This window comes from Deltaproteobacteria bacterium HGW-Deltaproteobacteria-18, assembly GCA_002841885.1.
Lineage (GTDB): Bacteria > Desulfobacterota > Desulfovibrionia > Desulfovibrionales > Desulfomicrobiaceae > Desulfomicrobium.
The window spans coordinates 111379-124505 of sequence record PHBE01000004.1 but is presented as its reverse complement, the minus strand read 5'-3'; the positions used below and the strand labels follow the sequence as shown (position 1 = coordinate 124505).

Sequence of the window (13127 nt, the reverse complement as noted above, 5' to 3'; positions counted from 1 at the left end):
GTCTTCAGCAAAGTAGCGAAGGCATGGTTTGACGTGCAGGCGGGGCGGTCCCGGTCATTTGCTGTCGTTGACGTCAATGCCGCCCAGCACTTCCGTAAGATTGTTGAGTTCGAATGGTTTTGAGATGTAGTCATCCATGCCGGCCATCATGAACCGCTCTCGATCGCCAGACATGGCAGATGCCGTCATGGCGACAATGGGGATTGTGGGGTCAAAAAAACTGGAGACGTCCGTTCTGATTTTCCTGGTGGCCTCAAGGCCATCCATGACCTCCATCTGCACATCCATCAGCACGCAATCAAAGGTGTTCTGACGCATGCAACTGAGTGCCTCGATCCCGTTGTTCGCCGTCTGCACGGAGTGGCCCATCCTTTTGAGCATCTCCATTTCAGCCACGCGGCTGGTTTCGTCGTCTTCAACAAGCAGAATTCGGAGCGAGGGCGAGACGGAGTCGGCGGCAGACTGATCCGGGAGCATTGAATACTCTCTCTGCCTGAAGGGGAGCATCAGGTAGGCGCTGGTCCCCTGCTCCGGCGCACTCTCAAAGGTCAGAGTCCCTCCCATCGCGGAAACAAGGCGCTTGCATATGGAGATTCCAAGCCCTGCGCCCTGATGCTTGCGGCTGAAGCCGTTACTGGCCTGGGTAAAAGGGGAACCCAAAGTTTCGATCGTCGTATCGCTCATCCCCGCTCCCGTATCAGAAACGCAGAACAGCATGCGAACGGTATCCGGCGGCATGGGAAGCAGCGTCGACACCTCGAGCCTGACCTCTCCCTGGTCGCAAAACTTCATGGCGTTGCCGACGAGATTGAACAGTACCTGACGTACGCGGACCTCATCCCCGAACACATCCGAGGGCGCGTCCGGCGCGACGTCGATGCGAACAGGCAGACTCTTCTGAATGCTCAGCGGGCCAAAACTTTCGGTAATGGCGGCATACGTTTCGGACAGGCTGAACGGCTGCTCGCCTAACGGCATCCGGCCGGCCTCGATGCGGGAAAGGTCGAGAATGTCGCTCAAGAGGCGGGTAAGTCTGCCCCCGGAGCGGATGGCCATCTCAATGTACATGCGCTGTTCGTCGTTTGTCTCCGTGAATTCGAGCAACTGCATCATGCCCAGCAGTCCGTTTAGCGGGGTTCTGATTTCGTGACTCATGTTGGCCAGAAAAGCGCTCTTGGCCATATTCGCCGATTCAGCCGCCTTTTTTGTGGCCAGGAGCACCTCTTCCATGTGCTTGCGGGAGGTGATGTCCAGACAATGGCCGATGTACCCGGCGAACGCACCCCCGGAGTCGAAGCGTGGCGTGCCCTGATCGACCAGCCAGCGGTATTCGCCGTCGGCATGGCGCAGGCGGTACTCCATGCTGAAAGGTTCGCGCCGGTCAAAGGCCGAGACATAGGTGGCCATGCAACGATCAAAATCCTCCGCATGGACTCCTTGGAGCCAGCCGTTGCCGAGCTCCTGCTCCAGAGTGCGTCCGGTGAAGGTGAGCCAGGGTTCGTTGAAATAGTCGCACAGCTTGTCTACTCCGGAAGTCCAGATCAGCGCCTGGCCGCAGTTGGCCAGGTTTCTGAAATGCAGTTCGCTCTCGGCCAGCGCCTTCTCGGCTTTTTTCCTGTCACTGCTGTCGCTTATGATGATGCGGCAGGCGGGGATGTTCATGTCCAGCTTCAAGACCGCCTTGAGGCTGGCCCAAAAGTCGGTCCCGTCAGATTTCTTCATGCCCAGTTCGCAGTCCTGTGCTTCCCCGGTTGCAAAAAGTTGTCGTATGTTGCGGGAGAAGGTGTGCTGTTCCTCATCACGGATGAAGCGGTTTATGTGCTGGCCAACGAGATTGTTTCGGGTCATGCCGAGCATTGTCGTGGCTGTGAGATTGGTTGCCATGACCTGTCCCTGTTCCGAGATGGTGCAATATCCAACTGGAGCAAAGTCGTAGAGATCCAGATATTGCTCGTGCTCTTTTTCAAGATCTTCATGCGTCCTGTGTAATTCCTCATTCTGCATCTCGAGCTCGATTTTGTGAACGTGCAGCTCATGGACCATCCATGAGGCATCTCCGATAGGGTCGTCGGCATGGCTCTCCGGCGAACCGGCTTCGCTCTTCCGGCTGATTTCTTCAGCCTTTCTGCGAAGCAGGTCCAGATTTCCGGATTGATTGATACGGCTCTTCATAAAACATCTCCACCTAGGTAGGCTCTCTCACGAGCCGGCTTTAGGTTTAGGTAAAAGCGTCTGCTTGCAGCCCGTGATGGAAATTATCGCAACTGCTGGAATTTGCATTGTACTTCATAAAATATTGCGAGTTATCTATGATGTAATTAAAAATTTTATTTGTATAAATCTAAAGTATTCTCCTTCCTTGAATTATATTTACTAAAATTATGATAACAGCAATAACAAGAAGTATGTGTATGAATGATCCAATTGTATAACCACTTACAATCCCAAGAAGCCATAAAATTACTAGAATTATAGCAATTGTATAAAAAATTTTTTGCTCACTTATTTATTAAAATGTAAGAATGTGTGCATATATATTATTGTAACTCAGTTCTTCTCTCTTCAGGAGTTTCTCTTTCCAACAATAAGCAGGGCGATTCCCCCCGCCAGGGCGATTGCGCCCATGATGGGGGGCAGAGGAATTGTCCGTGTTTTTTCAGCCGTCATCTGGAGAGGTCCAAGGTCAACGACTTTTTCCTGGGTCGTGTAGGTTATACCCTGGTAAGCAAAGGTTGCGATTCCAAGGACAATCAGTAGTATTCCGACTATGCTTAACGTTTTCATGACCACTCCTGTTTGCCGTGAGGCTGTATGATCAAATTTTATGGTATTTGGATGCCCGGAGAACTAACGTGCTCCGGGCATTGCTGTTTATATCGGCATGCTTCGTACTCGCGCAGGATGGTCAACAGGAGAAAGGAAGCTGTGTTTGACTGTTATTCGTCCAGAACTTTTTCCACCTGTCCTATTTTTTTCTGTGCCTTGTCTGCAATTTTTTCCACTAGCCCCTCGGTCTCTAGGGATGGGTTGTCGATAATCTTTCCGACGGTTTTTTTGATATTGCCTTTGGCTTCATGGAAAACGCCTTTCGCCTGATTTATTGTGCTGGACTTCATTCACCTCTCCTTTTTTTGTTAAAAATTCAAAATATTTCAGCTCTTTCACAACCTCGCACTTTTATTGAAATGGGAGGCGACACGTTTCCAGAGGGTAATTAGTGTATCGCAATGAATGTGCCAAACTTGGCATTGCTTTATTATTTTGTGCAACAAGTTGATTATAAATAATAAAATATATTGTTTCTGATATCATGCGGGAAAAGCAAAGAAGCTGAAAGCGTCACATATGGCGCTACTGCAAGATTTCACCTTTGGTCGCTCTAAATATACGAGCACAAAAAAATTTCCTCCAGGTCTTCTTGCAACCTGGATGATGTCTTCGACTCGCGACTACGATATCGTACAAGGAATGGAGGACAGAGCCCGCAAACCACGGCAGAGATGCATTATGAGCATGTCATTAAGGCTATATGTCGCAATTTCGAGGAAACTGTCGGACCTGAAAAAGCGGCTCATGCAGCAAGTCGTTTTCCGTGTTTGAATGAGCAGAGTGAATGTGCCAATTAAAAAAAAATCTTATTTTACCACGAGATCGTTTTTTACGGATCTTACGCCTGCAACATTCCTGGCAATTTTTCCTGCTTTGATGACATTATGTGAGGAATCAACAAAGCCACTCAGCTGAACGTCTCCTTTGAACGTCACCACAGTTATCTGCATTGACTTCAAAGAGTCTTCATCAAATATTCTTGCTTTGACCTTGGCTGTAATAGCGGAGTCGTCAACATACTGACCGGTGCTTTCCCTCTGGCTTGTGCCAGCGCAGCTCAAAAGTGATGTCAAAAGCAGCATGCACATTACGATCTTGATAATATTCGTGAAATTTTCCATCATCTGATTTCCATTGTCCTTCGGTAACATGTTGTACGCGGCACTCGAATAAAGCGATGCACCGGTTCTGGGTTGGGCATCGGGTGCTTGATCACATTTCTCAGGCTGCATCCACGTCCTCGATCCGCATGCGTTTCAGGATTTCCGTTGCGACGATTGCTCCGGCTTCCGGGAGCGCCGCATCTTCGAGAGCAGTCATGAGCTCCTCAAGCAGGTCGTTGAATCCTTCCTCTTTTTGGCTGCTGAACACATGGCGCGTTCCGTTGCGCAGCCTTACGGAATCCACTCCGCTTTCGATCAATTTCTGCAGCAGGAGCTTCCAGGCCGCCTTCTCGAATTTTCGCAGCGCTACACCCGCAAGCCAAGCCACGTCGGCATTCTTGTCTTCGAGTGCGTTCACCAACGCGGGGATTGATCTGACATCGACGATTTCGCCAAGCGCCTTTGCGGCGCCCCAACGGGTCTGATCCAGCTTCGAGTGCGTCAGTGCGTCCGAGAGAGGGATGACGGCGGGGCCGTCCAGTTCCACCAGGGCTATCCGCGCCTTCTGACGGACCAGGCCGTCCTTGCTTTCAAGCATTTCCATCAGCGATTTGAGTTTTGTGTAGGTCGAATGTTGCGTGTTCATGGTGGTCCCCTAAATTTTCAGGAATTCCTGGAAAAAACGCCATGCGGGTACTGGCGGCCAAGTCGGAGAGATTCTCCGGCAGTGCTTCAGATTCTTCCCATCAGCATCAGGATGAGCACGATCAGAAGGATCAGCCCAAACCCGCCGCTGGGGTAATATCCCCAGCTCCTGCTGTGGGGCCATGTCGGCAAGGCTCCAAGGAATATGAGAACAAGAATGATGATGAGTATGAGTCCCATGATTGTTTTCTCCTTCCACGGGCAGGGCGGGATCGCATCCTGTGGGCACACGATCCTGCCTTGTGCGGCAAGTGACAGCTTATTTGTTGAGCTTCGTGAACTTTGCGCCCTTCAGGGACGCATCGACCATCAGCCCTTCAGGACTGAACACAAAGGCCACGACAGGGTCTTTGAGCGAAGTGGTGTCCAGTCTCTTGCCGCCGCCGACATCTATGAACGCGACGTTGCCGGTGACGCCGATCTCCCAGCCTTCAATCTTGACGAAGTCGTCGAGCGCCTGTTGGGTCATGAAGGCGAGGACGATGTCCATCTGTTCCGCGCCAAATGTGAACCCGTACGATCCGGCGATGAGATTGTAGTATCCGGTGGTCTTGCCGTTTGCTCGCAGGGCTCCCTGGCCGTAGGTCCCGCCAAGAACAAAGCCTGCCTTGGTTACGTCAGACATAATGAGAAGCGCCTTGGCTTCCTGGGCAATCTCCTTGCCGCCGTTCACCTCTTTGTAAAAACGCTGCAGCGTCATGTCGGCGTGCGTGTCGATCTCTTCGGCTGTTCTTGCCAGCGCGGCGCTTGCGGTCATGCACATCATCACCAGCGTTACGAGCAGCAATATGCCGTGTGTTATGCCCGGCCTGTGTTTTTCAATAAATCCGTTCATGGTAACTCCAGTGCTTGCTGCACAGTTGAAAGTCATTATTTCTGATTGCCGTAAATGCCGCCCGCGACTCCGCCCAGCGCGCCTCCAATCAGGGCGCCGGCACCCAGGGAGCCTCCAGTCAGGGCGCTGATTCCAAGGCCCGCTCCGGCTCCGATGGCACCGCCCGACAATGCGCCCTGCTGCGTGCGGGACATGTTTGTGCAGGCGGAAGCGCTCAAAAGTAACAGTATCATGAGGGAGAGAAGTATTTTTTGCATATCCGGTTCCTTAATTTTGGAGGTTGGGCTTGATTATTTCATGCCAAAGCACGTCAAATACCAGCCTGTTTGCCTTGTCAGGGTTCGATTCGTAATAATTGTCGAGCCTGGAGGCCATTTCCGCCCAACTCATGTTGTCAAAAGCCTCGATCCATCCTTTGATGAACTTGGACGGTTCTTCCGCGCGTTTTGCTCGCATCTGGTATTCAAGGGCGACGGCTGTTCCTGCTCCGAACAGGAATGCCTTTTTTTCGGGATCGGTTGACTTCATCCATACATATCCATCGACATCAGGAGATGGAGTTGCTGTTGTGCCTTGGGCAAAACAGGAAGACGTTCCAGTAAAGAGAAGTCCAGCGAGCAAGAAAACGGAAAAGTATCTGAGAATTTTCATATCCACCTCTTTTGTTATATATTGGTGATGTAATGATATGAGCAATAAGCGTTCCGTTGAATATCAATAAATTAACTGTATGAATATACTGAATTAATTATTTAAATTATTGAGTCGAATATATAGGGTGGTAAGTCCGTTCATTTGATCCATCATATGATCTGAATCTGCGAAATATGACAGCTGGCTCTCGGTGGACGCGGTGTCTGGCGCGTTTCCCCGACAGCCAGCCGGTCAGTATCGGAAGGTGGCTGCCAGACCGGTCTTGCCAGGTATCTGCGCGGCAGGCATGACCAGAACCTGCCCCCCCATCCTGTCCACCAGTTCACCAAGATCGTCGAGCAGATCAGCGGCGTTCTCTTCCTTGATGCCCGTGAGTTCATACTTGCCAGTGTCACCCAGGATTCGACCGGCAATCTCGCGATCGGATGCGATCATGAGCTTCGACACGCGTCCGTCGGTGGCCCCTCTCAAAACTTCTCCAAGGTCGCCGCTGCCGAATCCCCGAGATTGCGCTTCTCCGTATTCATCGCGCAGCGAGGCCAGCCAGGCCTGGTACTGGGGTTCGAGCAGTTCCCACGCGCGTTCGCGCAGTTCGGATGACGTCAGTACGAAGGGGTTGAGATCGAGGCCCTCCTCCATGAGGAACGAGTTGTGGCTGATGCTCCGGAAGAGATGATGGTGCTCCGGCAGTGCGGCCAGGAGCAACGGCAGACCGGAGGGGCGCGAGTGATGCTCAAGTACCGCGCGATCAACGGCCCGGAAGAAACGCTGCGTGTCCTTGTCGCCCTCGTCCTTTTTCCCGCCCTGGCCGTGACGCATGGGGCCGACGCCTCCTCCAGCCCCGCCGTAGGAGGCCACCGTTTGATGAGGCTCGGTCAACTCGGAGCCCAGAGCTTCGGTGAGTGTCCGCGGAACTCCCCGGGCGGGCTCGATCTCTTCCAGCGTGCCCAGGTCTCCCTCGAAGAGCTGGATTTTGGTCAGGCTCAGTCCGAGGATTTGGTAGCGGCCGACGTATTGCATGAAACGCCGCAAGGGCTTGACGTGAAAGCTGTTGCCTACGATGGCCAGTTCGGGAACCGACCTCCTGAGTCGGAACACCCGCAACACGCCCGCCCCACTCAAGACAACCAGTCCATCCAGTGTGTTGTTCCAGAATTCGCGATCAAGCCCGAGAGCTTCAAACGGCTCCAGGAAGTGTCTGGTCTCTGGTTCGGGGTATTTTGTCCTGAGCGATGACTCCATGGACTTGACCAGGTTACGGAATCTGATCAGATCCTGTCTGTTTTCGGGGCCGTGACGATGTGTCGGTTGGTAGAGGGACAGGCATGGCGGTTGATGTGCCGCCGTCAGTTCGGCTAGAGATTCGATGGTGGGTGATACTGTGTTCTGTAACACGTTTCTGCCTCCTTTTTTTTTCGATATGATCAGGCGTTCATGGAGTGTTTGGTTCCGGATGGAATGATTGAATGGAAGCAGGATTGCCTGTTAATGTTGAACAGCCCGGAATTCCACGCATCCATGTGTGTGTGGACTGCGGCGTATTTTGAATCGCAACTTTCGTGCCTGCGACACAGGGCGTTTGTCTGGACGCAACTACCTGATTGCAAAGATATTGGAGATCGGGATGGGCGCGGGCATTGGAAATCCGTCAACGGGAATCGGTCACATTTGGCGCAGGCGCCGTATATGACAGCCTGTCCGCGCAGGACGGAACGCCTGAAATCATCATGCCTCCCTTTGGGTCTTGCTGGTGCTGTCGTAAGGAGGGGTGCATGATGTTCAGGTTGGAGATGACGAGGAAGCTGTGGGGGTATTGAATTCGGTCGCAGGGGGCCATGGCCGATGCCAGGGCCAGGACTGGCCTGGGTGAAACGGGTGCTGGCCGTGTTACGTGTTGTTGCGCTGAATTCCGAGCTTTCGCATGCGCGCACGAAGCGTGCTTGGGTTGATGTCGAGGATGGCCGCCGCGCCATTTTTTCCTTCAACGCGCCAGTTCGTTTTCCGGAGCACCTGGAGGATGTGGTCGTGCTCGAGTTCCGCCAGGGCCTTTACGTCAGAACCGGCAGGCTCGCTTGGCTTGAGTGGCGCATTGAAATGATCCAGAATCCGCAATGAAGGACCCGGACTGATAATGGTCGCCCTTTCGATCACGCTCTCCAGTTCCCGCACGTTGCCGGGCCAGTCGTAATTTTCCAACGCTTCGAGGGCTTCCTTTGGAATGGTTTCGATCTTCCTGCCGATCTTTTTGTTGAATTTGGCGACGAAAAAATCGACGAGCAGGCGGATGTCTTTCTTGCGAGCCCTGAGCGGCGGGATTGTGATGGGGAAGACGTTGAGCCGGTAGTAGAGATCCTCCCTGAAACTGCCATTCTTGATTTCCTCTTCCAGATTGCGGTTGCTGGCCGCGATGATCCGCACATCGACCTTGATGGTGCGCGGACTTCCCAAACGCTCGAATTCGCCGTCCTGGATCACCCGCAGGAGCTTGCATTGCAGATCCATCGGCATCTCGCCGATTTCATCAAGAAAGATAGTGCCTCCGTCGGCCAGTTCGAAGCGTCCCATCTGCCTGGCGCTTGCTCCGGTGAAGGCACCCTTTTCACGCCCGAAGAGTTCGCTTTCAATGAGGTTTGCCGGCAACGCCGTGCAGTTGATGGTGACCATCGGCCGATCCTTGCGCAGACTCCGGGCATGGATGGCCCTCGCCACGATTCCCTTGCCGCATCCCGTCTCGCCTTGGAGGAGCACGGTCGTATTCTGGGGAGCGATCTGTTCGATCTTGTCGAAGACTTGCGAGATGGCGCCGCTCTGGCCGATGATCTCGCCAAAGTTGAACTTCCGGGCAACCTCGTGCTGCAGATAGATGTTCTCGGCCAGGAGGCGGTCCTTGAGTTCCTTGATTTCCATGAACGCCAGGCGCAGGGATTCTTCCGTGTCCTTGCGCACCGCTATTTCCTGCACAAGACGCTCATTGGCCAGGAGTAATTCACGTGTTCGCTCCTCGACCTTCTGTTCAAGCTGGTTATGAGCATTTTGCAGCGCTGTCCTGAGTTGGATCTGTTCGGTCACGTCAACGATCATGGACCGGATGTCACCGTGTGTTCCTTCCACCGGATCCTTGGCAATGCTTCGCAGGCGGGCAAGAAACATTATTCCGTCCGATCGCTGCAGCCAGATTTCGCAGATATCGTCTCCCTCTCTGCGCAAGACATCCGCGCAGTGTTTTGAAAACAGCTCCCGGCCATCCGGGTCGGCGATCCACAGGCTCATGGGTTTGCCCAGCAGGCGCTGCCGTTCGATGCCAAGCAAGTTCGCGCCCGGAAGGTTGACGCTGCGTACCAGGCCCTGACGGTCAAAGGAAAAATAGCCCGCAGGGGCGAAGTCATAAAGCTCGGCAAAGGCATTGTTTGATTTCTCGAGCGCGTCCTGAGCCTGGCGCAGCTCTTCATTTTGCATCTCCAGTTCGAGCTGATGAACCTCAAGTTCCTGCACCAGCCGCTTCATCTCGGTTTCTGGCAGAAGGGGACGAGTGCCGGTGTTCTCGGCGCGTGCCGGTTCAACCGCCTGCCGTGCCTGCGCCGGATCGGCTTTTTTTTTGTTTTTGGTTGTGTTCATGATGATCCTCCTTTGCCAAGTCGAAGCCTCAGCTGGTCATTTTCCTCGCGCAGTACTCCTTCGAGTTCCTTGGTCGCAGTGATGTTCGTAAAGGTCATGACCAGGCCTGCGATGACATCATTCATGGTCCTGTAAGGCATGATGCGTACCGCATACCAGCGGCCGTCGGTTGTGGAAACCTGTTTTTCCGAAAACACCAGCGTCCTGAGTACTTCGTGGGCCTGGTCGGACATTTCCGGGTAGACAAGGTCGCTGGCGAGGTCGGAAAGGGGCCGTCCCACATCACCGGGGATGAGCTTGAAAATCTTGTTTGCGCCGGGAGTGAAGCGTCGAACGTGCAGGTCGTTGTCGAGGAAAATCGTGACGATCTCCGTGCTGTTGAGCAGGTTGCGCATGTCGTCATTGACCCGCGCGAGCTCGTCCATCTTGGATTGCTGCTCGGCGTTCACCGTCTGCAGTTCCTCGTTGAGTGATTGCATCTCCTCGCGAGAGGTGGTCAATTCCTCGTTGGCGGACTGAAGCTCTTCGTTGGTGGACTGCATCTCTTCGTTGAAGGATTTGAGCTCTTCCTGCGAGGCCTGCATCTCTTCTCTGGTTGTCCGCAGTTCCTCGCGGCAACGTTGCAGCTCCTGCTCCAGTTCCAGGGCTCTGGCGCTGCCTGCAGCTCCGGCCTTTGAACGGCGGATCGCCTTTTGTTTCGGAGGTGTCGGCACATCGGTGAAGATGATCATGACCATGCCTCGCAGCGGCTCGGGATCCTGGATTTCCTGCACGGTGAGGTCCACAGACTGAACCGCGTCGCCTTCCGTGACCTTGAGCCCCTTGATGACGACGGCCTCCTTTTGCCGAAGGGCCTGCATAAAGGCGCTTCCCAGGTCAAAACGCAATCCCTCGCGAGCCATGGCGTGGATGTTCCAGTTGACCTTGCCTGCCGCCGGTTCAAGGTATTTTCCCGTCCTGCCGCTGATGTAGAGGATATCCCCCTTGTTGTTGACCAGCACGGCGGGCGGTGAAAAGCGCTGCAACAGCACTTGGTCCGCCAGGGACTGGATGTTGACCGTCGGTTTGAGCATTGTGGTCTCCTGCCTGACACCCGGCAGTGCCGGAATGAACGACGACGGAAATGCGATCGTCGAGGGGGTAAGGGTTTCTCCGCGACGCCGGAACAGCCTTGATTTGCTGTCTATGGAGATGAAGAGGTCGGTGCTCCCGCCTATCGCCTCCGAACTACCCAGAAAGAGGATTCCATCCGGGGCCAGACTGTAATGGAAGAGCGAGAGAATCCGTTGCTGAAGTTCGGGCGTGAGATAGATCAGCAGGTTGCGGCAAATGATGATGTCGAGCTTGGTGAACGGCGAGTCCATGATGACATTCTGCGTGGCGAAGGTGATCATTTCCCGGATCTCCTTGCCGATCCGGAAGCCGTTCCCGTCCTGTACGAAGTAGCGGTCCAGTCGTTCGGGTGAAATATCTGCGGCGATTCCCTGCGGATAGAGGCCTTGACGGGCCTTGTCGATGGCGTCCTTGTCCAGGTCGGTGGCAAAGATGCGCAGCTTGAGGCCCGACTCCGGCGCCAGTTCGGCAACTGTCTCTTTGAAGGCAATGGCCAGTGAATAGGCTTCTTCCCCCGTGGAGCAGCCAATTGACCATGCCCGCAGGGTGCCGTTCTCCGGACACGATTTCAAAAGCGGCGGGAGGGCAGTTGCCTGCAGATTCTCCCAGGCCGCAGGATCGCGGAAAAAGCTGGTCACCCCGATCAGGAGTTCCCGGAAGAGGAGGTCCGCTTCCTGGGAGTTTTCCTGAAGAAAACGGACATAGGTCATGATCCTGTCGATCTGGTGAATGCTCATGCGCCGTTCGATGCGGCGATATAGGGTGTTCTTTTTGTAAAGGGAAAAATCATGGCCGGTCTTGGTGCGCAGCAGGAGGATGATTTTTTCAAGGCCGCTTTGCGTCTTGTCCTTAAGCGGGGTGATGCCTGAACCGACAATCCGGGAATGTCGAATGAGGTCGAGGAGCTTTGCGGGCAATTCTTCCACCGGGGCCACCAGATCGGCCAGTCCTGCGTTGATGGCGTTTCTGGGCATGCTGTCGAACTTGGCCGAGACGGGGTCCTGAACCAGGGCCAGTCCCGCCTTTTCCTTGATGGCTCGCAGTCCCAACGTACCGTCGGAGCCCATTCCGGAGAGGATGACGCCGATGCTGCGCTCCCGCTGGTCCTCGGCCAGTGACCGGAAGAAGAAATCAATGGGCAGGCGCAGACCGCGCGGGGCGGCCGGGTTGAACAGATGCAGTACGCCATGCAGGATGGACATGTCATGGTTGGGCGGGATCACGTACACGCAGTCCGCTTCGACCGGCATCCTGTCCTTGACCTGATGTACCGTCATCGTGGTGACGCGCTGGAGCAGTTCCGGCAGGAGCCCCTTGTGAGTGGGGTCGAGGTGCTGGACGATGACAAAAACCAGTCCGCTTTTCTCTGGCACATGCCGCAAAAAGTGCTCCAGTGCCTCAAGTCCTCCTGCGGAAGCTCCAACGCCGACAATGAAGAAAGTCGGCGGCGTGGATTCAGGGTTCAAGGCAGGAGAATCGTTATTCTTGGATTTTGATTTCTTGATCATGTAATTTTTAATGACATAGTTTCTGGCACTGTGTCATTAAAATTTTGCAATGTGAGAATTCCACTTTGATCTGAAATTGAAGATCAATTTGTATTGAAATAATGTCTTCGCATAATGTAAGACATCAATCGGCAATTTGTAGAAACTTTTTGAGCATCCTAAAAGTGATGCATATATTGTTTGCGTTCATCATATAAGTAAAAAGAATTCTAACTGCAATAACGGGGGTTGAAAATATTTTTTCGGATAATAATCCGCAAGAGCGTAAGTATTTTTTCAGGTATTTGCCCGTCATATATCCCGGTTTTGGTGTATGCAACGGATTTGTTCTGATTTTGCTGCTCCTCTGTCGCTTTTGAATTTTAATTTAGTTAATGCAATCAGGCTTTTGTAAGATTATATTTCTCGTATCATGTTGGCGCGATCGTTGCTTAATAAGTTTGTTGTTGAGCAGGAACTCTCTCTGGCGTTTGCGTGTTCGATCTCTTGATAAAACATCAACAAATATTCGAACATGGTGAACTGATGTTATTGCAAAAAGTTAGCAAGCGACATGTTATTTTTAATAATATTTTAAGATCTAAAGACAAAGATATTGAAAATTTGCATTCGCTCAAATTCAATTTTTTGCAACAAGACCAGAAATGGCGGATCTCTGTGTGTGACAAGAAATCTGGAAGAATTGTCTGGACTCTGCTTTGGGCTATTGTAATTTCAATCCTGATCTTTTTGGCAATTTTAATCCTGCGTGGTCATGCGTGATGA

At 53.1% G+C, this 13127-nt stretch carries 14 protein-coding genes; 2 read left to right on the top strand and 12 right to left on the bottom strand.

Translation table 11 applies throughout. The features are described 5' to 3' along the window. Nucleotides 1-54: 54 nt before the first annotated feature. The 3 genes from CVU60_04910 to CVU60_04900 all read right to left on the bottom strand — a co-directional run bounded on the left by CVU60_04910 (nucleotide 55) and on the right by CVU60_04900 (nucleotide 3116). Nucleotides 55-2172, bottom strand: a complete 2118-nt coding sequence (locus CVU60_04910) for a PAS domain-containing sensor histidine kinase (protein ID PKN42702.1) — start codon at nucleotides 2170-2172, stop codon at nucleotides 55-57. A gap of 390 nt (nucleotides 2173-2562) precedes the next feature. Next, nucleotides 2563-2784, bottom strand: coding sequence for a DUF3185 domain-containing protein (locus tag CVU60_04905; GenBank protein PKN42701.1), 222 nt, complete (start codon nucleotides 2782-2784; stop codon nucleotides 2563-2565). Between the two features lie 152 nt (nucleotides 2785-2936). After that, complete coding sequence (locus tag CVU60_04900; GenBank protein PKN42700.1) at nucleotides 2937-3116, bottom strand: CsbD family protein; 180 nt, start codon at nucleotides 3114-3116, stop codon at nucleotides 2937-2939. A gap of 229 nt (nucleotides 3117-3345) precedes the next feature. Between CVU60_04900 and CVU60_04895 the strand changes: the two genes are divergently transcribed. Further along, a complete protein-coding gene (locus tag CVU60_04895) occupies nucleotides 3346-3600 on the top strand; it encodes a hypothetical protein (GenBank protein PKN42699.1) in 255 nt (84 codons plus the stop codon). Between the two features lie 35 nt (nucleotides 3601-3635). Here the strand turns inward: CVU60_04895 and CVU60_04890 are convergent, their stop codons facing one another. The 9 genes from CVU60_04890 to CVU60_04850 all read right to left on the bottom strand — a co-directional run bounded on the left by CVU60_04890 (nucleotide 3636) and on the right by CVU60_04850 (nucleotide 12362). Continuing rightward, entirely contained in the window at nucleotides 3636-3950 is a 315-nt protein-coding gene (locus tag CVU60_04890) for a transporter (GenBank protein PKN42823.1), read from the bottom strand. Between the two features lie 100 nt (nucleotides 3951-4050). Further along, a complete protein-coding gene (locus tag CVU60_04885; protein ID PKN42698.1) occupies nucleotides 4051-4578 on the bottom strand; it encodes a hypothetical protein in 528 nt (175 codons plus the stop codon). Between the two features lie 86 nt (nucleotides 4579-4664). Then, nucleotides 4665-4820 (bottom strand): DUF3309 domain-containing protein, encoded by a 156-nt coding sequence (locus CVU60_04880; GenBank protein PKN42822.1) that lies wholly within the window; start codon nucleotides 4818-4820, stop codon nucleotides 4665-4667. Nucleotides 4821-4896: 76 nt separating this feature from the next. After that, a complete protein-coding gene (locus CVU60_04875) occupies nucleotides 4897-5472 on the bottom strand; it encodes a hypothetical protein (protein ID PKN42697.1) in 576 nt (191 codons plus the stop codon). A gap of 35 nt (nucleotides 5473-5507) precedes the next feature. Continuing rightward, nucleotides 5508-5729: a cell envelope biogenesis protein OmpA gene (locus tag CVU60_04870; protein ID PKN42696.1), complete on the bottom strand. Its 222-nt coding sequence runs from the start codon at nucleotides 5727-5729 to the stop codon at nucleotides 5508-5510. Between the two features lie 10 nt (nucleotides 5730-5739). Then, nucleotides 5740-6000, bottom strand: a complete 261-nt coding sequence (locus CVU60_04865; protein ID PKN42695.1) for a hypothetical protein — start codon at nucleotides 5998-6000, stop codon at nucleotides 5740-5742. 357 nt (nucleotides 6001-6357) lie between these two features. Then, a complete protein-coding gene (locus tag CVU60_04860) occupies nucleotides 6358-7494 on the bottom strand; it encodes a hypothetical protein (protein PKN42821.1) in 1137 nt (378 codons plus the stop codon). 519 nt (nucleotides 7495-8013) lie between these two features. Further along, nucleotides 8014-9741: a Fis family transcriptional regulator gene (locus CVU60_04855; protein PKN42694.1), complete on the bottom strand. Its 1728-nt coding sequence runs from the start codon at nucleotides 9739-9741 to the stop codon at nucleotides 8014-8016. Further along, on the bottom strand, nucleotides 9738-12362 hold the full coding sequence (locus CVU60_04850; protein PKN42693.1) for a chemotaxis protein CheB: 2625 nt from the start codon (nucleotides 12360-12362) through the stop codon (nucleotides 9738-9740). Before CVU60_04850 ends, CVU60_04855 begins: the two co-directional genes overlap by 4 nt. A 474-nt stretch (nucleotides 12363-12836) precedes the next feature. Between CVU60_04850 and CVU60_04845 the strand changes: the two genes are divergently transcribed. After that, nucleotides 12837-13124, top strand: coding sequence for a hypothetical protein (locus CVU60_04845; GenBank protein PKN42692.1), 288 nt, complete (start codon nucleotides 12837-12839; stop codon nucleotides 13122-13124). Nucleotides 13125-13127 lie beyond the last annotated feature (3 nt).